This is a genomic window from Psychrobacter sp. D2 (genome assembly GCF_013608135.1).
GTDB classification, from domain to species: domain Bacteria; phylum Pseudomonadota; class Gammaproteobacteria; order Pseudomonadales; family Moraxellaceae; genus Psychrobacter; species Psychrobacter cryohalolentis.
Genome location: NZ_JACDXZ010000011.1, coordinates 1 through 23,143, shown reverse-complemented (window position 1 = coordinate 23,143; position 23,143 = coordinate 1). Strand labels below are relative to the sequence as shown.

Annotated in this window: 23 protein-coding genes and 2 tRNA genes; 10 read left to right on the top strand and 15 right to left on the bottom strand. The window is 42.8% G+C overall.

Translation table 11 applies throughout. From position 1 onward, the window contains the following. Nucleotides 1–380: 380 nt before the first annotated feature. The 3 genes from rplU (at nucleotide 381) to lolA (ending at nucleotide 2,106) form a co-directional block, all read left to right on the top strand. A complete protein-coding gene (gene rplU / locus H0262_RS12220; protein WP_011280837.1) occupies nucleotides 381–692 on the top strand; it encodes a 50S ribosomal protein L21 in 312 nt (103 codons plus the stop codon). Nucleotides 693–786: 94 nt separating this feature from the next. Next, nucleotides 787–1,044 carry a 50S ribosomal protein L27 gene (rpmA, locus tag H0262_RS12215; RefSeq protein ID WP_010199200.1) on the top strand — a complete coding sequence of 86 codons (258 nt, stop codon included), beginning with the start codon at nucleotides 787–789 and terminating at the stop codon, nucleotides 1,042–1,044. Nucleotides 1,045–1,404: 360 nt separating this feature from the next. Continuing rightward, entirely contained in the window at nucleotides 1,405–2,106 is a 702-nt protein-coding gene (gene lolA / locus H0262_RS12210; RefSeq protein WP_181210921.1) for an outer membrane lipoprotein chaperone LolA, read from the top strand. 108 nt (nucleotides 2,107–2,214) lie between these two features. On the opposite strand, the gene scpB is transcribed toward lolA, so the two are convergent. From scpB to mrdA, 8 genes are all read right to left on the bottom strand, one after another. Beyond that, a complete protein-coding gene (gene scpB / locus H0262_RS12205; RefSeq protein ID WP_133104404.1) occupies nucleotides 2,215–2,775 on the bottom strand; it encodes an SMC-Scp complex subunit ScpB in 561 nt (186 codons plus the stop codon). Between the two features lie 57 nt (nucleotides 2,776–2,832). Next, nucleotides 2,833–3,699, bottom strand: coding sequence for a ScpA family protein (locus H0262_RS12200; protein WP_133104405.1), 867 nt, complete (start codon nucleotides 3,697–3,699; stop codon nucleotides 2,833–2,835). 32 nt (nucleotides 3,700–3,731) lie between these two features. Next, complete coding sequence (trpS, locus tag H0262_RS12195; protein WP_181210920.1) at nucleotides 3,732–4,820, bottom strand: tryptophan--tRNA ligase; 1,089 nt, start codon at nucleotides 4,818–4,820, stop codon at nucleotides 3,732–3,734. Between the two features lie 125 nt (nucleotides 4,821–4,945). Further along, complete coding sequence (locus H0262_RS12190; RefSeq protein ID WP_409033829.1) at nucleotides 4,946–6,037, bottom strand: lipid A biosynthesis acyltransferase; 1,092 nt, start codon at nucleotides 6,035–6,037, stop codon at nucleotides 4,946–4,948. A gap of 264 nt (nucleotides 6,038–6,301) precedes the next feature. Continuing rightward, nucleotides 6,302–6,688 (bottom strand): 30S ribosomal protein S9, encoded by a 387-nt coding sequence (gene rpsI / locus H0262_RS12185; RefSeq protein ID WP_010199221.1) that lies wholly within the window; start codon nucleotides 6,686–6,688, stop codon nucleotides 6,302–6,304. 10 nt (nucleotides 6,689–6,698) lie between these two features. After that, nucleotides 6,699–7,127: a 50S ribosomal protein L13 gene (gene rplM / locus H0262_RS12180; protein WP_010199223.1), complete on the bottom strand. Its 429-nt coding sequence runs from the start codon at nucleotides 7,125–7,127 to the stop codon at nucleotides 6,699–6,701. 211 nt (nucleotides 7,128–7,338) lie between these two features. Further along, the gene (gene rsmD, locus H0262_RS12175) at nucleotides 7,339–8,025 is read right to left on the bottom strand and encodes a 16S rRNA (guanine(966)-N(2))-methyltransferase RsmD (RefSeq protein WP_181210919.1); all 687 of its coding nucleotides are present in this window, start codon (nucleotides 8,023–8,025) and stop codon (nucleotides 7,339–7,341) included. A gap of 36 nt (nucleotides 8,026–8,061) precedes the next feature. After that, nucleotides 8,062–10,050 (bottom strand): penicillin-binding protein 2, encoded by a 1,989-nt coding sequence (gene mrdA, locus H0262_RS12170; protein ID WP_181210918.1) that lies wholly within the window; start codon nucleotides 10,048–10,050, stop codon nucleotides 8,062–8,064. Nucleotides 10,051–10,675: 625 nt separating this feature from the next. Between mrdA and H0262_RS12165 the strand changes: the two genes are divergently transcribed. The 6 genes from H0262_RS12165 to adk all read left to right on the top strand — a co-directional run bounded on the left by H0262_RS12165 (nucleotide 10,676) and on the right by adk (nucleotide 17,664). Beyond that, nucleotides 10,676–12,010 carry a hypothetical protein gene (locus H0262_RS12165; protein WP_181210917.1) on the top strand — a complete coding sequence of 445 codons (1,335 nt, stop codon included), beginning with the start codon at nucleotides 10,676–10,678 and terminating at the stop codon, nucleotides 12,008–12,010. Nucleotides 12,011–12,250: 240 nt separating this feature from the next. Continuing rightward, nucleotides 12,251–14,296 (top strand): heme lyase CcmF/NrfE family subunit, encoded by a 2,046-nt coding sequence (locus H0262_RS12160; protein WP_181210916.1) that lies wholly within the window; start codon nucleotides 12,251–12,253, stop codon nucleotides 14,294–14,296. 1 nt (nucleotide 14,297) lies between these two features. Then, the gene (locus H0262_RS12155; protein ID WP_181210915.1) at nucleotides 14,298–14,948 is read left to right on the top strand and encodes a DsbE family thiol:disulfide interchange protein; all 651 of its coding nucleotides are present in this window, start codon (nucleotides 14,298–14,300) and stop codon (nucleotides 14,946–14,948) included. Next, on the top strand, nucleotides 14,945–15,511 hold the full coding sequence (locus tag H0262_RS12150) for a cytochrome c-type biogenesis protein (RefSeq protein WP_181210914.1): 567 nt from the start codon (nucleotides 14,945–14,947) through the stop codon (nucleotides 15,509–15,511). Before H0262_RS12155 ends, H0262_RS12150 begins: the two co-directional genes overlap by 4 nt. Next, on the top strand, nucleotides 15,508–16,788 hold the full coding sequence (gene ccmI / locus H0262_RS12145; protein WP_181210913.1) for a c-type cytochrome biogenesis protein CcmI: 1,281 nt from the start codon (nucleotides 15,508–15,510) through the stop codon (nucleotides 16,786–16,788). The genes H0262_RS12150 and ccmI overlap by 4 nt, the downstream gene beginning before the upstream one ends. A 222-nt stretch (nucleotides 16,789–17,010) precedes the next feature. Continuing rightward, entirely contained in the window at nucleotides 17,011–17,664 is a 654-nt protein-coding gene (gene adk / locus H0262_RS12140) for an adenylate kinase (RefSeq protein ID WP_181210962.1), read from the top strand. A gap of 244 nt (nucleotides 17,665–17,908) precedes the next feature. On the opposite strand, the gene secB is transcribed toward adk, so the two are convergent. From secB to rsgA, 4 genes are all read right to left on the bottom strand, one after another. Then, a complete protein-coding gene (secB, locus tag H0262_RS12135) occupies nucleotides 17,909–18,361 on the bottom strand; it encodes a protein-export chaperone SecB (protein ID WP_011514062.1) in 453 nt (150 codons plus the stop codon). Between the two features lie 197 nt (nucleotides 18,362–18,558). Next, a complete protein-coding gene (grxC, locus tag H0262_RS12130) occupies nucleotides 18,559–18,822 on the bottom strand; it encodes a glutaredoxin 3 (protein ID WP_011280820.1) in 264 nt (87 codons plus the stop codon). A 279-nt stretch (nucleotides 18,823–19,101) separates the two neighbouring features. After that, a complete protein-coding gene (locus H0262_RS12125; RefSeq protein ID WP_011514061.1) occupies nucleotides 19,102–19,557 on the bottom strand; it encodes a rhodanese-like domain-containing protein in 456 nt (151 codons plus the stop codon). A 147-nt stretch (nucleotides 19,558–19,704) separates the two neighbouring features. Next, nucleotides 19,705–20,808 (bottom strand): ribosome small subunit-dependent GTPase A, encoded by a 1,104-nt coding sequence (rsgA, locus tag H0262_RS12120; RefSeq protein WP_181210912.1) that lies wholly within the window; start codon nucleotides 20,806–20,808, stop codon nucleotides 19,705–19,707. 251 nt (nucleotides 20,809–21,059) lie between these two features. Here rsgA and orn point away from each other — a divergent pair, with 251 nt between their 5' ends. After that, nucleotides 21,060–21,647 carry an oligoribonuclease gene (gene orn / locus H0262_RS12115; RefSeq protein WP_011514059.1) on the top strand — a complete coding sequence of 196 codons (588 nt, stop codon included), beginning with the start codon at nucleotides 21,060–21,062 and terminating at the stop codon, nucleotides 21,645–21,647. 170 nt (nucleotides 21,648–21,817) lie between these two features. Here orn and H0262_RS12110 read toward each other — a convergent pair whose 3' ends face one another. The 3 genes from H0262_RS12110 to H0262_RS12100 all read right to left on the bottom strand — a co-directional run bounded on the left by H0262_RS12110 (nucleotide 21,818) and on the right by H0262_RS12100 (nucleotide 23,026). Beyond that, entirely contained in the window at nucleotides 21,818–22,297 is a 480-nt protein-coding gene (locus H0262_RS12110; protein ID WP_181210911.1) for a hemerythrin domain-containing protein, read from the bottom strand. Between the two features lie 511 nt (nucleotides 22,298–22,808). Continuing rightward, nucleotides 22,809–22,885, bottom strand: a tRNA-Asp gene (locus H0262_RS12105). A 65-nt stretch (nucleotides 22,886–22,950) separates the two neighbouring features. Next, a tRNA-Val gene (locus tag H0262_RS12100) sits at nucleotides 22,951–23,026 on the bottom strand. Nucleotides 23,027–23,143 lie beyond the last annotated feature (117 nt).

Below are 23,143 nucleotides of genomic sequence, written 5' to 3'. Positions count from 1 at the left end.
TGGTAAGTAGCTATTAGCAGCTAAGTGATCTAAACAACGATGACTAATGAATAGATACTTATTACATGTCTATCTACAAAAAACTGTAAGTATCTGATTAGATAAGCTATAATAGCCGCTGTTGGATTTTAACCACTATCTCTGCGTGTTATTAGGCGGTCTGTATTAATAGCGATATACATTGCGCTGATTAATCAATGACATTGTGTCTGATACGAGTATAGATTTTTGGTATCACCACCATACAAAAACAAGAGGTGCGGCTTGCTTTTATCAGCAAAAAGCCGTAAAATCTTGCCTTTAATTTTTCCCTGTCGTGTTCGTCGTCGAAGTGTTGGTATGATATCAGCCACGGCACACGGGTTAAACGGAGTCATACAATGTACGCAGTAATCAAAACTGGTGGTAAACAGCACCGTGTAGTCGTTAATGAATTGCTTAAAGTTGAATTACTTAAAGCAGAAACAGGCGAAACAATCAAATTTGAAGATGTGTTGATGATTGTTGATGGTGAAACTGTCAAGATCGGTCAGCCTATCGTTGAAGGCGCTAGTGTTGAAGTTGAAGTTGTTGAGCATGGTCGCGGCGAAAAAATCCGTATCGTCAAGCACAACCGTCGTAAGCATTATCACAAAGAGCAAGGTCACCGCCAATGGTATACCTTGTTAAAAATCAAAGCGATTAATGCTTAATTAACGATTGTCAGTTTATTGATGATTAATAACGCACTAAAAGCTTAAGAGTTGTCGCATTAGCGATAAGTCACATTAACAAGGAGATTTTCTCATGGCACATAAAAAAGCTGCCGGTTCAAGCCGTAACGGTCGTGATTCAAACCCAAAAATGCTAGGCGTAAAAATCTTTGGCGGTCAAGCCATCGTCGCTGGTAACATCATCGTTCGTCAACGTGGTACAGAATTCCATGCCGGCGAAGGTGTTGGCATGGGTCGTGACCATACTTTATTTGCACTAAATGACGGTGTGGTAAAGTTTGCGACCAAAGGTAAATTTAACCGTCGTTATGTGATGGTTGAAAGCGCCTAGTTGCCCATCTAGATTATTTTATCTTTTAGATAAAATAATTTGATGACTAAAAAAGCCCTTATTACCGTTTGGTAGTAGGGGTTTTTTATGCTTATAAGCTTATGTTAACCACTGATTAAAACGGTTAAAACTACAATAAAAGCTATTTATTACTTTGTAACTGTTGTATTTACAAGCCTGTATACCAGCAGTAGTAATGATTGCAAATCATGACTAGGCGCGTAATAAAAAAACTGGCACACTGTCCTCATTGTTTTATCACACCGGTTTTGTACTCGTATGATAAACATTTACCGAAAACAAAAATTTGATAAAACGTTTTATTTTTATGCTATTTTGCATTTTTAGAGAGGATTTATAATGACTTTACTGACTAATCAATCAACTAAACAGACGACAACGCTAAAACAAAAGATGATGGGCGGAGCATTGGCAGGCGTCTTAATGACTACGCTTGGCATCGCCGCGCCTATGATGGCGATAACGCAATCGGCGACAGCAGCGCCAGCTGACAATATAACGGCAGCTAAGCGCTTAAATAAGCTTTTGACCAATACTAAGAGCATGACGGCCAACTTTAGCCAGACGACTAAGGGCGCTAATAGCGGTACGTTCAGTGGTACGATGAGCGTACAACGTCCAAATAATTTCCGCTGGGAAACCAAATCTCCATCAGAGCAGCTGATTGTGGCAAATGGTAGCTCGATGTGGGTTTATGATAAGGACTTGGAGCAAGCTACTAAACAAAACGTAGACAGCCAAGTGGGTAATACGCCAGCGCTATTACTCTCAGGTGATCCAAGTAAAATCGATAAAAACTTTAAAATCACCCAGCCGTATGCCAATAAAAACTACTATGTGCTGTATCCAAAGTCAGATAGTGCTAGCTTTAAAAGCTTATCAATGAGCTTTAGCGGTGGCAAGCCTGTGATGATGGTGTTAAATGATAGCTTAGGACAGACTACTTCTATTAAATTTAGCGGTATCAAAATGAACCCAAGCATTAGTAGCAATCAGTTTAAGTTTACGCCGCCAAAAGGTGTTGATATTATCAATCAGTAGAAGTGATCAGCATTTTATTCATTAAACTAGCTGATTAGAATAATAAAAAAGGACATACCTAATAGGCGTGTCCTTTTTTATTGAGCAAGAGTATTTTATCGGATTTATTTAAGAGGATGCTCTGATACTGTCTATCTCTGGCATGGGCGGTAGCTCATCTAAATGGCTCAGTCCAAAAGCATCTAAGAATTGAGACGTAGTATGCAGTAATGCCGGACGACCCAAAGTATCTTTGTAACCATTTTCTTCAATCCAGCCTTTATCAAACAATTGACGCAATATGTTGCTCGATAGCGTCACGCCGCGCACATGTTCTATATCGCTACGTGTCACCGGTTGCTTGTAAGCAATCACGCTCAAAGTCTCTAGCAAGGCTTGGCTGAGACGTTCTTGACGCTGGGGAAAGACACTCTGTATTAATGCACTATGGCTATCAGCGATTTGTAAGCGATAACCACTGGCAGTATGATGCAAACTTAATACGCCAAGATTTAAGCGTTGCTTTAGCAGTTCTAGTGCCTGCTCTAACTTATTAGTCGTTAAGAATAAGTGTTTTTTTAAGTGATTAGTAGTTAATGGTGCTTCTGAAGCATGAAGTAAAACTTCAATCTGTTTACTTATGTCTTCAATAGATAGGAGGTGGTCTTTAGGGTCGTCTATATCTGCCATTTCAATATAATCTTCTTCAGTTTAATGATTTTAGACTTACTATAAAGCCAGTTAGGATTATGCTAACCATTCTAACGTCAATTTTCCGAGTAAATCGCTATGAGTCGGCAGGCTGATATCAGCGTTATTTGCTATGTTAACACGACCGTCCGTACTATTAGCAACCACACCAATCAGTTGGCGCTTGATTAATTCAAGCACCGCGACAAAGCTGACAACCACACCTATTTTTCCTTGTGTTTTATCTAATAGTTCATAAAAAGAGCGCGCGCCGTCCATACTCAGTTGGCGACTGATACTAGCGATACGATCAGCAAGTGGCACAGCATCGACCTTGATGCTATGCATCTGATAGTCGGGTTGCAGCTGCATCTTAAACAAGCTATCAATCAATAGAGTAGGTGAATAGCTTGGCAGCTCAGCATTCATAATGTCTTGGCTTGGCATACTGACCATCGCCAGAAACACATCGCGCTCTAGTCGGATTAAATTGTCTAAACGTTGACTGGCAGCTTTGACTTGGGCATATTCTTCAAGACGCTCAATCAGCTCAGCTTTTGGATCGCGCTCATCACTAGGTGTTTCTGGTTTAGGAAGTAACAACTCAGTCTTGATCGCAATCAAGGTTGATGCCATTAGTAGATAGTCACCGGCCAACTCAAAATGATTGGTGTCCAATTCACTGATATAAGCCAAATACTGCTCTGTAATCGGTAATATCGGCATTCGTGTCAAATCGACGTTGTTTTTCTTAACCAAATACAATAAGAAATCCAATGGCCCTGCAAACTGCTCAAGCCAAATAGCAAACGCTTGTGGCGGCACATACAGATCTTCTGGCAAATGCTGTACAGGCGTCTGATAGATACGCAGAGACATATCATGAATCTCTGCGCTAGACTCAATTAATCGCTTACTTTGCATGATAGCAATCTATGGTCATCATAAATAATAATTTATTTAAGTTTGGCAAGTGGACGGATACCAATAGCGCGGCGGGTCTTATCCAGTTGCTTACGACTATGACGGCGGGCTTTTTCTGCACCCATCTGTAGGATTTCTTCTAGCTCTTTTGGATTTGCCATCAGTTCCTCATAACGTGCACGGAATGGGGCAACTTCATCATTGATTTTATCAAACAACGCTTGTTTGGCATCGCCCCAGCCAATACCAGCGGCAAACTGCGCACGCATATCGGCAATCTCAGTAGGCGTTGCAAAGGCTTTATAAATCTCGAAAATAGCAGAGTCATCAGGGTCTTTTGGCTCAGCAGGCAACTGCGAGTTGGTGACGATCTTCATGATGGCTTTATGCATCTGCTTTTCAGCGCTAACTTGTGGATTTAGCTCACCAAATAGCGGAATGGTATTGCCATAGCTTTTGCTCATTTTGCGCCCATCAAGCCCCGTTAATAGGGGCATCTCATCATCGACGACGGCTGAAGGTAGCGTAAATAGCGGCTTATATTTATGATTAAAAGTACCTGCAATATCACGCGCCATCTCAATATGCTGAATTTGATCGCGACCAACAGGTACATGAGTGGCATTAAACATCAAGATATCAGCAGCCATCAATACCGGATAGCCAAAAAGACCCATAGTAATGCCTTGATCGGGATCGACATCGGTTTTTTCATTATTGATATCGACAGATGCCTTATAAGCATGGGCACGGTTCATCAACCCTTTAGCGCACGAGCAATTGAGTATCCACGCCAACTCTGGTATCTCTGGCACATCCGACTGTCGATAAAAAGTCACGCGCTCAGGATCAAGGCCACAAGCCAGCCATGTAGCTGCAATCGCTTTGGTTGACTCATGAATGAGTGCAGGATCATGACATTTAATAATGCCATGATAATCTGCTAAAAAAAAGAATGCTTCATCATCGCTATTATGAATAGATTGAATCGCTGGGCGAATGGCACCGACATAGTTGCCTAAGTGTGGAATGCCTGAAGTGGTAATGCCAGTAAGAATGCGTTTGGCTGCTGCTGAGCTATTAATAGTAGGTTGGCCGTCAGAAATCTGATTATTACTCATGGGAAATCCGTTATTTATTGATCAAATTATTATAAATTCATGATTATTTATCTGCTGATAATAGCAAAAAATATTAGCTGTAAATTATAGCAAATTTTGCCAGTGATTTTCGTCGGAATAAAAACTTACTTATAGATATCTCTACGACCTTCGGGACCATTTTTAAAACGGCGATGGAACCACATCCACTGAGTGGGATCAATACGAATCAAGCCCTCTAGTACTTCATTAACGCGAGTCGCGTCAGCCACTTCGTTATCACTTGGATAGTTCTCTAGCTCTGGCGTAATCGTCAGATGATAATGGGGGCGTTTGCCACGTGGTAAATTATCTGGCGTCTGTCGATAAGTATGCAGCGCCATTACGGCTGGTGGATGCACTTTATTGCCTAAGGTTGCCAATCGCCGCGTTGCCGTCAGAGTTGCTGCTGGTACGCCAAAGAATGGCGCCATGACCCCTTGTTTTAGACCATAATCTTGATCCGGTGAATACCAAATCACACGACCCTTTTTAAGAGAGCTAACAAGGCTACGCATATCACGGTTGGAGATTTGTTTACTCAGAATACTTGTGCGCCCATTATAAATAAACCAATCAAGCAATGCGTTATTTTGCGGACGATACATACCATCCATTGGGAAGAACTGGGTACAGAGCATCCCGCCGAGATCAAGCATCGTATAATGGGCACCCAATAAGATGACCGCGCGACCCTCATTTTGTGCATTAACAAGATGCTGTAACCCTGATATAGACACTGTACGGGTAAAAACATTCGGACGGAACCAAGCGCATAAGGTTTCAAATACGCCAATGCCCTGATTGACAAAGACTTGCTTTGCCATGAGCTCACGTTCCACTTCTGGCTTTTCTGGAAATGCCAGTTTGAGGTTAATTAAGGTATCACGGCGGCGTGAGCCTACGACAGTATAGATTAAAATACCAAGCTTATGCCCGAGCCAAAATTGCCACCGTAGCGGTAGATAAATTAGCGGCAAAAAAATAGCAAATAATAACCAAATACCCCAATATTTAGGCATTAAAAACTGCCATTCAAAAGGTTTCTTTTCTGCTTGATCGGTCTGCTTATGCGTTTGGGTAATCGTCGGTGTGCCAACAGGTAGAGCCGGAGACTTAGCAGGTGGCTGTATACTTGGTGGCGGCATGCTGCTCTTTGAGGCAGATTTGCTAGGATCGTATTGTTCAGGCGCTTTCATAAGACTGTTACTAGTAATGAAAAGTTATGATTATGATGGGGTAGTAAGCGAGACTTTGCAAGGTGATTTATCCTTTGTTAAGACAGATTTATAGGCAAGATAGTTATATATGAAAATCGTTTTTTATAAAAGCATCAGGCATAAAAAAACCTTATAAGCTGCGGACAGCTTATAAGGTTTTGCAAATCTATTCTTATATTTAATGCTGCAGCTGTTGCTCTGAGATAAAGACAACAGTTGCAGAAATATAAGAGATAGCTTTGATTAACGTTTCGAGAATTGTGGACGTTTACGTGCTTTACGTAGGCCCAATTTCTTACGTTCAACTTGACGTGAATCACGAGTAACAAAGCCAGCTGCTTTTAGAGCAGGTTTGTTGGCTTCGTCAAGCTCAATCAATGCACGCGTAATGCCGTGACGGATTGCGCCAGCTTGACCACTAATACCGCCGCCTTTTACAGTGATGTAAAGGTCATAAGCAGTAGGGGTGTCAAGTAATTCTAAAGGCTGACGAACAACCATGCGCGACGTTTCGCGACTGAAATACTCATCAAGTGGTTTGCCGTTAACGACGATGCTACCAGTACCTTTCGCTAAAAAGACACGAGCGGTAGAAGTTTTGCGGCGACCAGTTCCGTAATTGCGTTCCATAAGTGTATCCTTAGATGTCTAGTGCTTTAGGTTGCTGTGCTTCATGTGGATGTTCGGTACCCGCATAAAGTTTCAGCTTCTTGATCATCGCATAGCCAAGAGGACCTTTTGGAAGCATACCCTTAACCGCTTTGTGTAGAACATCTTCAGGCTTATGTGCAAGCAGTTTACTGAAGTTGGTTTCTTTAATACCACCTGGGTAGCCACTGTGACGATAGTACTTTTTATCTTGCGCTTTTTTACCCGTTACCGTGATTTTGTCAGCGTTGATGACAACAATAAAGTCACCAGTGTCAACGTGCGGCGTAAAAGATGGCTTATGCTTGCCACGTAAGCGAGTAGCAATTTGAGTGGCTAAGCGACCAAGGGTTTTGCCGTCAGCATCTACGACATACCAGTCATGGGTCACTTCAGCTGGTTTTGCACTAAGTGTTTTCATGATAAAACCTTAAAATTAGAATTCGTTGAGAGTTTAGCTGGGAACGGGGCTCTCAAAAAACAGACTGCACATTATAAGCAGTAGCGCCTACGCTTGCAAGCTGCATTGGGGTTTATTTTCGCCTTATATACATTAAACTGCAGCGTTGGCCAGTTTTTTAGCGGTTTTAAACATTTATAAACTTTATTAACAGAATTCATTAACCGGACAATTATGACGATAATAGACGATAAAGTCCAGCAACAACTTGTCCAACTTTGGTCTGTTTCAAACAATCAAAATACAATGTTTGTGATTCATCGTTTTTTTGCAGCGCTAGCGTGGTATTAAAAACCGTTGCCAGTTGGCTCAATTGCTCATCTAAATCTTTATCCGCTTCTAGGTAGATAAGCGTGTCTGTATTGATTAGATCTTGGGTAAACAAAGTGGTCAAAATAGATTGCCATAAATCCTTAGCATAAGGTGGATCTATAAACACGATATCAAAGGGACGCGGTACAAGCTGCTTTTGTTGTAGAATTTGTTCGGCTGTGCCGTGAATGATTTTATGGCTGTCACTATCAAGACGTAACATCTCGGCACTTTGGCGTAGCATTTGAGTTTGGGCGGCATTCATTTCGATAAAAATACAATGAGCAGCACCGCGCGATAAGGCTTCAAAACCTAAGACGCCGCTACCGGCGCAGCTATCGAGCACTTGAGCGTCATGAATATCAGAAATCAGCCAATTAAATAAGGTCTCACGTAGCCGGTCTGGGGTCGGACGTAATCCTTCTGTATCAATAAAACGTACGATACGGCGTTTAAACTGACCACCGATAATACGTACATCACCAGCTGCAGTAGATTTGGTTTTTTGGTTTTTGTTAGGCTTACGCGTGCTTGAAGATTTTTTCATAAAATTAGCTTAGTTATCTACTCTATACTGAATATGTTAGTCAGAAGTCGCTGTCGTTGTAGCGGTTTGAGCCTGTTCTTTTGCGGCTTTTAGTGCTTTGTCTTCTTTTTCACGTATCGCATCACGCATGGCTTTCTCAAATGCTTTTTGCCGTTTAATAACCTTTAGCTGATCAGCAGTGGGCGGCAAAATAGGATTGGTGTCGCGCTGTAATACCCAATAATCAAACAAGGCTCGTCCAATAGGCGCAGCAACGACACTACCACCACCGCCGTTTTCGACCAATACCGCTAGGGCGATTTGTGGATCCTCTACTGGCGCAAAGCCATTAAACCAAGCGTGATCCCAGTGGCGCTTATCCAGCGCGGATTTGTTATAGCTTTTACCTTGAGCAATGGATTTTACTTGCGCGGTGCCCGTTTTACCGGCGATACGATAGCGCGGTGTGTATATACCGCGACCAGTACCGGCTTTGACCGTTTGCTCCATAGCATCATGCATACGCAGCCAATCAGAGGGTTTACCATTATAATCAATCTTGCCATCCGGTTTGGTGATGACATCGACTGCTGCTGCACCGTCGCTACTTTTTAAGAGATGCGGGGTAATATGAAGACCTTTACTCGCTGTCATGGCCGTTGCATTGGCAATCTGTAGTGGCGTCGCTAGGAAATAGCCTTGACCAATACTGACAGAAATGGTCTCACCCGGCAACCAACCCTTATCGTACGTGTCTTTTTTCCATTTTGGTGAAGGCATAATTCCAGATTTTTCATTGGGCAAGTCAATGCCAGTTTCTTCGCCGAAGCCAAAACGTACCATCCAGTCATGTAAGCGCTGAATGCCCATCTCATACGCCAATTTATAATAATAAGTATCGACTGACATCACGATGGATTTTTTGAGATCGACGGTGCCATGACCACCTTTTTTCCAATCACGAAAGCGGTGGGAGTCACCTGGCAGGCTAAAATAACCTGGGTCGTAGATAGTGGTTTCCCAGTTACGTAGACCATAATGAATACCGCCTAGGGCTTCAAAGGGCTTGATGGTGGAACCCGGTGGATAAGTACCTTGTAGGGCACGGTTATAAAGCGGCTGATCCAAATCTTCACGCAGATCATCATAGTCTTTAAATGAGATGCCGGAGATGAAGGGGTTTGGGTCATAACTTGGATTACTGACAAAGGCTAGTACATCGCCGGTTTTGGGGTCTATTGCCACAATGGCACCGCGCCTGCCATCAAGCTGCTGCTGCGCCACAACCTGCAACCCATAATCTAAACTTAAGGTGATGTCGTTACCGGCGATTGGTGGCTTAGTGTCGAGTTGACGCAGCACATTGCCGTGCGCGTTGGTTTCTACTGACTGATAACCGGGTTGCCCAAGTAAAATATCTTCGTAATAATCTTCGATCCCAATCTTACCGATAAGGTCGGTACCGGCATAGCGATCTTTATTAATTCTCTTCGATTCTTTGTCGTTAATACGTCCGACATAGCCAATAACATGGGCAAAAAGTTCATCATACGGGTATGAGCGTGTGAGCTTACTTTGGATGCTAACACCGCGAAAAAAGGGTTTGCGTTCACTAAACTGCGCCAGCTGCGCCTCGGTTAAATCAATCTTGATGGTTACCGGATCATTTTTACTTTTACTCACACGCGCCAAAATATCGGTGATATTTTCATCCGTCAAATCAAAGATGGGCGCGAGTAATTGTAAGGTACGCTCAGGGTTTTCGACTTCATCAGGGCTGAGCATAGCGGTGAAAACCGGCTGATTGTCAGCGAGGATAACGCCATTGCGATCATAAATATAACCACGACTTGGTGGGGCAGAAATCAATTTGATGCGATTGTTGTCTGCTTGGGTCGTATATTTATCATGAGCAAAAACTTGCAGAAATCCATAACGTACTATTAGCCCGAGCAAGCCCACAAATATGATTAATCCAAGAATAAGAATGCGACTGGTAAAAATGCGATTGACCTGTTCGGTATCAGGAGTGAGCGGTTTGTTCATATAAAGTCAGTACCCAAACAGTCAGTGAGATAATAAATCAAAAAGTTATAAAAGGAGGTATTTATGAAGTAGCAGTCGACCATGTCAAACATCATGTAGACAAAGCGAGGTGAGCATAAAGGATAAGCTAAGGATTTTCAACAACATAGCGTGATATAAGAAGCATTTAATATCTGAAATATTATCATCATAGATCTACAAACATCTCGCAAACCACAACGGCAAATTATAACAGATCAAAAGCGATGACGCAGTAGACAGTCATTTATTTTATCGCTGTTATAAAAGGTGGCATCATTATGCATACGACTGTGGTTGGTGACTCATTTCACAACGGATCTAATCACCGAGTAAATTCGAAAGAAGTAGTTATTAAATCGGTTACTGGTCATACGCCAGTAGATTATTTTAAGGATTTTTTGTGCCACAGTAGCAGTGTAAAACGTGTCATCTCTAGTCACAACTTGCCTAGGGTCTACATGTGCTAATGGATGGCAAGTATGCTAAAATCAGGCGATTTATTTTGTAGTAGTTATTGGGGAGAGGGCTTCTTATTGCTAAGCATTGTTAATGTGCTCAGAATATTTGGTCAACATCGATCATCACGGCAAGGATACATAAAGTCATGGATGTAACTTCATTGTGGCAAACAATCGCTGAGCACCCTGAGTTTTTTGCCATGCTTACCATTCCGCCGGTGACAGCATTTGTGACATGGATTCATGTCTGGATGGCGCTCAAGATGTTGTTTTATCCGATTAAGTTTCGCGGTATACGCATCCCTAATTTCCCATTCTTTGGGCTGCCGGGTATTGGCTGGCAAGGTATTGTGCCAAGAAAAGCGGGTAAGATATCTGGCGTGATTGTTGATCAGACGCTATCTAAGCTTGGCTCGCTTGATGAGTTTTTTCAGGCTATGGAACCAGATCAGATGGCGCTGTTCATCACTGAGGCGGTTGATAAAAACCTTGAAAACTTGATTGATGAAATTATGCTTGATCATTCGCCAGCACTGTGGGGCAATCTGCCTTATGCGCTCAAGCGCCGTGTCTATGCCCAAGCGCACCAAGAGCTGCCAAGCATTATGCAATCTTTGGTGACTGACTTGACCTATCATGTCGAAGATTTGGTCGATATGCGCAAGATGATTGTCAATAAGATGGAGAGTGATCGTCGTTTGATGGTCAATATGTTCTTAAAAGTCGGACAAAAAGAAATCAATTTTATTTGGCATATTAGTGCTTTGATTGGGCTGATTTTTGGCATTATCCAAATGTTTATATTCTTGGTAGTGCCGCAACATTGGACAGTACCGTTTTTTGCGGCCATTTGGGGATTTTTGACCAATTGGATTGCGATTTGGATGGTATTTAATCCTGTAGAGCCGCATTTTATCCGTTATATAAAGTTTTTTGCGCTACAGAGCCGTTTTCCTTTTATTAAGCCACAATTACCGCATATCGCTCGATATCGACTCCAAGGCGGCTTTATGAAGCGCCAAGAAGAGGTATCTGAAGTATTTGCTGAGATTGTGGTCAAAGATTTGGTGACGCTTGAGAACATCATGAATGAGATGATGTATGGTGACCGCGCTATTGAGACGCGTGAATTGATGAAGTCGCATCTGTATAAAGTCTTAGAGTCACCAGTGATTAATACGACTTTACGATTAGGACTGGGTCGCCGCGAGTTTGGGCAATTAAAAAATACCATCATTGATAAATCTATCGTTGCAACGATGGTGCCACTAAGGGACCCTGAGCTCAATGAAAGTCGTGCCAGTAAGATATTTGGACTGTTTCGTGATCGCATCCGAGCGCTGACGCCTGATGAATTCCAAAACTTATTACGTCCTGCCTTTCGTGAAGATGAGATGACGCTAATTGTGCTTGGCGGCTTAACGGGATTTTTGGCAGGTTGGCTACATCTGGTATTGGTGTTTTTCCCAGCTATGCAGTGATAAGCAATGTTTTATGCTTTTTATACACATCGCATACAGAGTGGATACAGAAACGTGACAAGTTGACGCTAATGTACCATGCTGTAAGCGCCCTAAGCTGCAATGGCTTAGGGCGTTATTTAGATAATAATAATCGTTTAAACTACAAGCAGTAACAAGTATTGGATACTTTCGATTATCCTGCAATACCAATCCCTAAAATAAACAATGACCGTATTAAGGTAAACAAGGTTAGACCGTATGTTAATCACAGAATTGGGTTATTTTGCCGTGCTAGCCGCCTTTATGTTGGCGATTTTGCAGGTAGTATTACCAACGATAGGCGTTATGCGTGACCATGTTGCTTGGCAGCGTTTGGCACCGAGTTTGGCATGGGCGCAGTTTGCCGCCATGATTACCTCGTTTGGGGCATTGATGGCAGGCTTTTATTTTAATGACTTTAGCCTTGTCTATGTGTCGCAGCACTCGAATACCTTGCTGCCTTGGTATTATAAGTTATCAGCGACGTGGGGCGGACATGAAGGCTCGCTGCTACTATGGATGACTATCATGGCAACGTGGTGTGCCTTGGTCTCATACTTTAGTCGTGGTTTGCCATTGTCGATGCGGGCGCGTGTATTGGTGATATTGGCTGGCGTACAAATGATGATGCTGGCCATGCTCATCTTTACCTCGTCACCGTTTGACCGCACTTTGCCAAACTTGCCCGTGGATGGTGCTGATTTAAACCCTGTCTTACAGGATTTTGGTTTGATTATCCATCCACCGATGCTATATATGGGCTATGTGGGTATGGTCGTGCCATTTGCCTTTTGTATGGCAGCATTGTGGGAAGGTCGCTTAGATGCGGTGTGGACACGCTGGTCACGTCCATGGGCATTGGCTGCTTGGGGGTTCTTAACCATTGGTATTGCACTGGGTTCGTGGTGGGCTTATTACGAGCTTGGTTGGGGTGGCTGGTGGTTTTGGGATCCAGTAGAAAACGCTTCGCTATTGCCTTGGTTGGCAGGTTTAGCATTATTACATTCGCTTGCAGTCACTGAAAAACGCGGTGTCTTTAAAGCGTGGACGATTATGCTGGCCATTTTTGCTTTTGCCTTAAGCTTACTCGGGACATTCTTAGTCCGATCTGGGGTGATTACCTCTGTGCATTCATTTGCTGCGGATCCCACGCGTGGTTTAGTGATTTTAGCAATTCTTGGCATTATTGTTGGCGGTGGTCTCTTGATGTTCGCTGTACGTGGCTGGCGTCTCACGATTGAAAGTCAATATCAGCTGATTTCACGTGAGTCGTTTTTAGTCATTAACAACGTCATCATATTGATTGCGACCTTAGTCGTATTACTTGGTACGCTCTATCCTATCATTGCTGATGCCTTTAATTTAGGTCAGGTATCCGTAGGTCCTCCATATTTTAATGCGCTGTTTGTGCCATTGACTTGGCTATTAATGATAGCAATGGGCATGGGCTCCAATATCCGCTGGAAACAAGACAGTCGCCCGCTCTTAGGCGCTGGTATGGTCATTGCGGCAAGTAGCCTTGTTTTAGCTGCAGTCATTGCCTATTTTGTTAGCCCTTCTGCCATGCTCAATATTGGCGTGACGCTAGCGGTGAGCTTTTGGGTATTGTTCTGGATGGTGGTCGATTTTAAAGACAAAACCAAAAATGCCCCAAGCTTATTCAAGGGCTTAGCTAAGCTCCGTTTAAGCTACTGGGGTCAGCAGACCGCTCATATCGGCGTTATTATAGCGGTCATCGGTGTTGCGTTTACCAGTACCTTAAGCATCGAGCGCGATGTGGCACTAAGGATTGGTGAAACGGTTAATGTCCAAGGTTATGACTTTGCATTAACCGATTTAAGAGAGACGAGAGGCAGCAACTTTGACGCAACGCAAGCTGAGGTCACAGTCACTAAGAAGGGCAAGGCAGTAACGATACTTCATCCTGAAAAACGGACTTATATCATCAGTACGATGCCGACGACTGAGGCGGCAATTAATGCCAACCTCATGCGTGATTTGTATGTCGCACTTGGTGAGCCTATCGCTGAGGGTAGTAATCAATGGGCAGTACGTATTTATGTGAAGCCATTGATTCGCTGGATATGGCTCGGCGCTATTATTATGGCATTAGGTGGTCTATTGAGTATGCTTGATAGGCGCTATCGTCTCAAAACAACTAAGACGCCCGCTCAAATTACAGCAAGCAAGTCAGGTTTCGCGACCGTTACTGACTTAGATGGCAACAATGTGACAGATGCCACGGCAACAATAGGGGAGAAATAAGATGACTCAATCAGAGAAGTCTCCTCAAAAAGGTACTGATAAAAAAGGCAATCAAACGATGAAAAAAAGCCAAATCAGAATATGGTTTTTGATTCCGCTGATCATCTTTGCCGCTTTTATAGTCATGCTGTATTTTCGTTTAGGTCAGCCGACCGAAATCGTAACCAATACCGCTCTTGAGCGTCCAGTGCCCGCTTTTGAGCTGCCGTTATTGTCCGATACCAGCCGTATCATGACCAATGACAACCTGCCAGATCAGCCGTTTTTGATGAATATTTGGGGCTCTTGGTGCCCAACTTGTATCATTGAGCATCCTTTTTTAATGCAGTTAGAGGAACGTGGCGTCAATCTGGTGGGCGTCAATTATAAAGATGATATTGGCGACGCCCTCGGTTATTTAAACCGTGGCGGTGACCCTTTTTCGATGTCTATCCAAGACTTATCTGGTCAATTTGCCTTAGATTTGGGTTTGACCGGTGCACCTGAAACCTTTGTGGTCGATGGTGAAGGTATTATTCGTCAGCACATTGTCGGTGAGATTAATGAAAGTAATTGGCAGAGCCGTATCACGCCTTGTCTGATGGTGCTCAATGAGGCTGATAAAAGTAATGTCAGCCCTGATCCTGACCAAGTTAAGGAGGCGTGCAAATGATTATGATGCCATTAAAATCTATCACGAAAAATTTGGCAAGTTTGATCATTGCTTGTCTTTTTGGCGTGCTTAGTATCAATGTTTATGCCGCCATTGACGTCTACGACTTTGACTCAGTGCAGCAAGAAGCCCAGTACCGTGGTCTTATCGAAGAGCTGCGTTGCCCAAAATGTCAAAACCAAAACTTGGCAGGTTCTGATGCGCCAATTGCCCAAGATTTAAAGCAAAAAACCTATGACATGATTAAAGAAGGTCGTAGTGATGGTGAGATTCGCGCTTATATGCAAGAGCGTTACGGCGATTTTATTACTTATAAGCCGCCCGTACGTCCTTCAACGTGGATATTATGGTTCTTCCCGCCATTATTATTAATTGTATTAATTGCTGGCTGGTTTTGGCAAAGCAAACGCAGTCAGCGTATTGCGCGTGGTCAAAGTGGCATCTTGGTAGACAGCGCTGCTGCGTTATCAGCAGTAGAAGAAGCGGAACTTGATCGTCTGTTATCACGAGCTGATCGCAATAAAACAGATCATGACATCACAAGCATAGAGGACAAAAAATGACCCTATTTTCTACTTTTGGCTTATTTATTGCCCTAAGCTTACTGATTGCACTCGTACTGGCAGTGATCGTTATCACACCTTGGCTACGAGCTTCAAGGTTACGAGAAAATCCTGTTGACAATCAGCTACTAGACATCAATATCGGTGTATTTCGTGAGCGTTTGACAGAATTACAATCAGACAAAGACAACGGCACGATTGATGACGCCCATTATCAAAATCAAAAGATCGAGCTTGAGCGTCAGCTATTGGATGCACAGCGTGAAGTCACCCCAATGGTCGCGCCTGGTATTAAGAGTCGTTTGATTATCATGGTATGGGTGCCTGTGCTGGCAGCATTGGCTTATTTCTTAGTCGGTGATCGTACACCAGTCTTTGATTTGTGGGCAGCAGAAGACAAAGTTGCCCAAGTGGCGGATGACTTATTGACCGGTAAGATTGACCAGCCACCCGCTTGGGCGATTGAAGATGGTACTCAGTTGATCAGTGCCATGCAGACCAACGTATATCGTCATGCCGATGACCCTGATCGCTGGATGCGTTTATCAGAGCTGTTTTTGTCGTTAGAAGCTACTGACTCAGCGATTGAAGCTTTGTCTCGTGCTTATCGTCTATCGCCTGACAACGAAGAAATCGCCACCACTTATGCGCAGATTAGCTTTTTTGCTAATAAAGGTCAGCTTGATGCCAATAGCCGCCGTGTGCTGCAAGATGTTCTTGCCAAAAATCCGCAGCACGAAGGTGCGCAAATGCTGATGGCAATGGGCGAGGCGCGTGGTAATAATTTTGAACAAGCGCAAGGTTGGATTAAGCGGTTACGTAAGAGCATTGCTGCCAAACCAGGTGACCATACCCAAGCATTGAGCAGTCTTGATGAGCTAAGTGCCAATGTCACGGCACAAGAGCAGCAAGCATCTGAAGGGATTGAAGTCACCGTCTCTATTGATCGTTCATTGTTGCCACTAGTGAAAGCTGAAGATGTATTGTTTGTCGCGATACGTGATGTGAAAGGTGGCCCGCCATTTGCCGCCAAGCGTTTACCGATTAGCGTGATTAAGCAAGGCGAAGCAACTGTTAGTCTAAGTGATTTAGATGCGATGATGCCAGAGCGCACATTAAAATCTGCGCGTGATGAAAAAGTTCAACTCGCTGTCATTGCTCGCATCAGTCATAGTGGTACTGCCATTGCCGAGTCAGGTGATCTATCAGGTAATCCTGTGGTGATAAGCGTCGAGCAGAATCAAGTCAATGTGGCCATTAATCAGCAAGTTCCTTAACTCGCTGAGTCCAGAATATCATCCTACATTTAGTGCGCGCTATTGTCTCATCTATGGCGCGCAACCTTCTCTCATGAACAGATAAGTCATCATATGTTGCTGCATCAATACTAAAAATACTTGAGGTTTTGAAAGCCACAAGGTAAGGTAAGCTCTGCAAACCACCAATCCCTAAGTTTTATTAGTCCCAAAATCCTATTTATTAAGGAGAATCGTGTAATGATGCGTATTATTTTGCTAGGTCCACCAGGCGCCGGTAAAGGTACCCAAGCTCAGTTTATTTCTAAAGAATATGATATTCCGCAGATCTCAACGGGTGATATGCTGCGTGCAGCAATCAAAGAAGGCACTGAGCTTGGCAAACAAGCCAAAGACGTGATGAACGCTGGTGGTTTGGTTTCTGATGATCTGATCATTAACCTCGTGCAAGAACGCATCGCTAAGCCTGATTGTGTTAACGGCTGTATTTTAGATGGTTTCCCGCGTACCATTCCACAAGCGCAAGCGCTTGCAGATGCCAACGTGACGATTGATCATGTAATTGAAATCAGTGTACCTGATGATGAAATCGTCAAGCGATTATCAGGTCGTCGCCAACATGCTGGCTCTGGTCGTGTATATCATATTGATCACAATCCACCAAGGCAAGAAGGCATCGATGATGTGACTGGTGAAGCGCTTATCCAACGTGAAGACGATAAAGAGTCAACCATTCGTGACCGCTTAGCTACGTATCATGAGCAAACATCAGCCCTAGTTGGCTTTTATCAGAACAAAGCTAAAGAAGGCGGCGATGCACCTAAGTATGATAAGTTCGATGGTACCCAAGGTATTGATGACGTTAAGCAACAAATATTTTCTGCCCTAAAAGGCTAATATTTGTACTGACGCTAGAATATAGCGGATTAATCGAATAGTGTTATGAAAGACCCTGCCGCTAGTAATAGCAATCAGCAGGGTTTTTTAATGGGTCAAAAATAATGACCAATAGCAACATAAATTTAAATGATTAAAAATAAACTCTAAAAATTTCCATAAAAAAACCACTTACTCATAATAAGTAAATGGCTTTTTTATTAAAACGTCTTACTGATACAGCCAGTAGCGTTTAAATTAAAACTTAAGCGTTACCTTCAGCATCAACTTGTGCTTGCTGCTGACTTTGCGCAAAAGCTTGGTCAAAGTTAACTGGTGCGAGCAATAACTGCGGGAAGCTACCACGCGTTACGATGTCGCTGATGACTTCACGAGCATATGGGAACAAAACGTTCGGGCAATAAGCACCTAGAATTTGACCAATTTGATCTTCTGGGATGTCTTTTAATAAGAAGATACCTGCTTGATGAACTTCTGCGATAAACGCCGCTTCTTCAGCATTTTTCGCAGTGACACTAACGGTTAATACAACCTGATAATGGTCATCGTCCAGTTTTTCGGCATTGCTAGATAGATTAATATCAAGCTCAGGGTTCCACTCTTTGGTGAATACGCCAGCGCCTGGGACTTCAAGTGACATGTCTTTGACATAAATACGTTCTAGTGCTAATTGCGGTTGTGCTTGTTCTTCAGCCATGATAATTCCTCTAAAAGTTAATCAAATGATTGGGCAAACTGTTATTTTAGTAAAATAGCATTGTAATATAATTCGAGACAAAAGCTCGATATTTTTTATCAAAGCCCTTTATAGCTGTCCCTATCGTTACTTATATAAATAACTCGCATATAGACTAGTAAAATAAATAAAGACAGCCAGAATAGCAAGATAGCAAATTAACCCGCTAATAGCTCGTCAAGTTTGCCTTGTTGGTTCATTTGATTGAGCTCATCAAAACCACCGACAAAGGTCTCACCGACGAAGATTTGTGGCACGGTACGATAGTTATTGGTCTTTTGCATTAAAGCACGGCGATCATCGCTGCTCATATCGTGCATGCCAATCTCTTCATAATCAACGCCTTTTGATTTCAGCAGTTGCTTAGCGTTTGAGCAATATGGGCAGATAGGAGTAGTATAAACTTTAACAGATACAGTCATGATAAATCCTTATTTATAAATGTATAGAGCAATTGTTATCGGATAGAGGATAGTATTATAAAATTTGCCTATAGAGGCTGCAATCAAGTAAATCACAAGCCTATATTCTATTATGCTCACTATAAAGTGGGGATAGGCAGTATAAATTCAAGCCAAATAAATATAAAAGCGTCGTCAGTATCATAAATGCCACATAAAAAAAACACCCTATAAAGAGGTGTCTTTTTTATTCACTACCGATAGATAGTAAGTCATAGTTTAATAAAGTGCGCTATCAAACTACTTATGCAAGCTCGGTTTTGCTTTGACTTTAGTCTTCGGCTTAGTATCCTTTATGCCAACAAGTGGCATTCCAGCAGCTTGCCAGCCACCAACACCGCCTTCTAAGCGATAGACGTTTTCTTTACCAATCATCTGAATGGCAGCACCTGCTTGTACGCCCATATCGCAGATAATAATCACTGGCTGTTCAATCGCACGAATTTCCTCAATGCGGTCTTTTAGCTCAGTAAATGGGATATTGCGACTGCCTTGGATATAACCGGTGACAAACTTCTTTTTGGCACGGATATCGATAAGCTGCGCATTTTGCGAGTTCACCATCATACCAAGGGTATTGGGTGAAATCTTTTTACCGCTACGTTTGTTTTCAATAGCAAAAAATAGCACGGCTAGTACGGCTAATATACCAAATAAAAACGGGTGGTTGCCCACAAATTCCAGCGCACGATCCAAACCATACCTCCAAAAAAATAAGTGTTCTATTACGCTGAGAAGACAGCCTAATGGATTGAACAAGGCGCTATTATACCGATTAGCCTATCCATAGTAAACGTGTGATGGTCATCATCGTGATTAACAGTGGATAAGAATTAATAAGGCTCAATAGGGCTTGGTATCTGCCTCTTCTCTTAGCGTCACGAGGTTTTCAACGCGGCGCTGCAATACTTTGCCATCAGCAACTGCTTCCCATAACGCGCAGCCTTTACTATTATGAGTATGGCGACAGTCGCGGAACTGACAGTCACCAGATAATGGTGCAAGCTCAACAAAGCCAGAAATAATGTCATCAGGCGTCAAGTGCCAAATACCATACTCGCGAATACCAGGGGTATCGACGATGCCGCCTTGGGTCAAATCGGCTGGATTAAAGGGCAGTAAGCGACTGGTGGTGGTGGTATGTTGACCAAGTTTTGAATTATCAGAGATGATATTCACGCTTTGTGCTGATTCAGGTAGCAGCGCATTGATCAAGCTGCTTTTACCGACGCCAGATTGCCCTGCAAAAATAACCAGCTTTTTATCGATATAGCGTTTTAGCTCGTCAAGTCCTTCCTGGTCGTCGCTATCCGCGACGTTTTCAGGACAGTCAACTGAGGTCAAGACGCTCTCATAACCGAGCGCTGCATATTGAGCCAATAACTTATTGGTATCGACGCCTTTTTCTTGTTCAAGTAAATCGGCTTTATTGAGTACCAGTAAAGGCTTGACCCCAGCATGATGACAGACGACCAAATAACGATCAATGAGTGTCGGAGCAGCAGCAGGCAAGGGCGCAAATACAATCGCCAAAATATCGACATTGGCGGCGACAGGCTTGAGCTTATGATAACGGTCAGGGCGCGAAACTAGTGATGTACGCGGCTTGACTGATTCAATCCGACCAAAGCCTGTATTAGAGTCAGCATTCCAGCGCACTTGGTCGCCTGCTGCTAGCATCGGCAAATTGGTACGTACGTGGCAGCGCCAAATATCACCGAGTGCCAACTCTTGCCAAAACGGCTCAGGATCATCAGGTGCAACCTCAGGCTGCACAGGTATGAATGATGGTAAGCTGGTCACTTGCACTTCCAATTGCTTGCCATAATGCGCCATGACCACACCATCCATCAAACTGTCATCGATACTGTCTTGACTTAATAATTGCTGCTTATCGATGCGCCGAATCTGTTGTTTCGTTAGTTTGCGTTGTCGGATTAATGCCATGGGTTGGTGACCTATTATAAAATATTGCTCAGTGTAGCGTGAAAATTTGCTAACATACAGCCTAAAGCGCCTGCACTGGGCAGAGATTTTGTAATATTTTAGTATTCATAAATTCTAAGTGAAATTCACAGCTGCCTAAGTACAAACATTTTTTGCACTGAGATAGTTAGATAGGCGCATTATTTTATTCACATTGCTATTAAAGCATTGCTTGTAAGTTGTCTCAAACTTTATTGACCATAGGATATTTTATGACCACCGGCGACCATCCCAATAAAATTAAAATCAGAAACCAAGGCAAAAAAGGGCTGGTATGGATTGATTTAGAAATGACCGGACTTGATACTCTAAATGATGAGATTATCGAGATAGCGACTGTTGTCACCGATGAAGATTTGAATGTCCTTGCCGAAGGACCTGTCTTTGCGATTAAAGTATCAGACCAAAAGTTAAATGGTATGGATGACTGGAATACCAAGCAGCATGGGCAATCAGGGTTGGTTGACCGTGTACGCCGTAGTACGGTGACATTGGCTGAGGCGGAAGCTGAAACCATTAAATTTTTGAATAAATGGGTCGATAGTGGTAAGTCGCCAATGTGCGGCAATTCAATCTGCCAAGATCGCCGCTTTATGGCGCGTCAAATGCCTGAGCTTGAGCGGTTCTTTCATTATCGAAACCTTGATGTGTCTTCTATTAAAGAGCTTTGCTTCCGCTGGCGTCCTGATGTCCTCAAGAATTTTGAGAAAGGCGGCAGTCATTTAGCGTTAGATGATATTCGTGACTCAATTCGTGAGCTTAAGCACTATCGTCAGCATTTCTTTAAACTGATACCTTAAAGCAGATACCTTAAAATCGGCACCTTAGAAAAAAAGGTATCAAGAAAGCCTTCAGATGAATCAAGCGCTATGATTGGGCTAATTTGTTTGAAGGCTTTTTTGTATTAAATAATCCAAGTTATAATCTAGAGGTGTTATTTGAGTCATGATTAATAAGGCTGTTTTAGTTTTTAACGCAGCTCATCAGTACGTTTGATACTGTCAGGGCTTGCTTCATAAATGGCATTGAGCTCTGCTTCTTTCAGGTGTTTTTCAACGGCTGGATATAACTCACGCTCTTCAAAACGAATAAGGTCGTATAAAAGCGTGCTCAATGCTTGAACTTGCGCAGCGGTTACCTCTTTATTGATAAATTTATGTGAACGCTCAGTTTCATCCATTAGTTTATATAGCTGTCTATGTCGAACATCTAAAGTATCAAGTACTGAGGCAACCTCAGTATGAGAGGCACGGTAAGGCTCTAAAACATGAGCGATTAAGGTGTCCTCAATATTAAAGTGAGCTTGCATATCTTTAATATAAGTCATGAGATAATGCCAATGCTTGGCAATCTCAGCAGGCTCATCAGTACATTCTTTAGCATGGCGAGACAGGTTAAGTCCAAGGTGATGTTGGCGAGATAAAGGCTGTAATTGATTGGCACGTTTCATAATAAAAACCCGTAATGATTCAATAAATTATACTTTATTCATTATTTGTCACGGTACAGTATGCTCAATATCTACTCATTCTGTATTTGTCTGAGGCAGCCATATGAGCACAGGTGGGCATATGATCTTAGTATTGGTTAGCCGACTCCAAGTATTGTCCTCATGAATAGGGTCGACGATTGACCAGTATAAAAATTATTTTTAGCAACATTTAGCATAAGACTCTCTTCCATGAAAATTGACCACATCATGAGTATGTCATGTAAACGTGTAAAGATGGTCACCATTTAGTCACCGACTATTCAAATGGCGACTTTAAGAATAGTGGTTATTTATTATTGAAGATAGATAACGGAGGAGAGTAAGGAGCCAGTGAGCCATGGGAGGACAGAAGGTTTAAAAGGCGGGGATTACATATATAATAGAGATTTAGGTAAATAATAAACACAAAAAAACCTCAAATATAAATACTTGAGGTTGAAACTTTTGTATTAAAACTAAGTTTTAAATATGGCGCAGCGGACGGGACTCGAACCCGCGACCCCCGGCGTGACAGGCCGGTATTCTAACCAACTGAACTACCGCTGCTTAGGTCGTACTTAGTTTATTTAACCACTTAGCCTACTACTTAAGAGTAACGCTATACTAAATAGTGGTGGGTGATGACGGATTCGAACCGCCGACATTCTGCGTGTAAGGCAGACGCTCTACCAACTGAGCTAATCACCCTTCGAACAATTGCTAAGCAATTTATTCAACATCAGCTGAGCTCTAAGTTTGTCACTAAGCTCTGCTGCTGTGGGTGTGTATTATATAGATTTACACATGGCTGTCAAACACTATTTT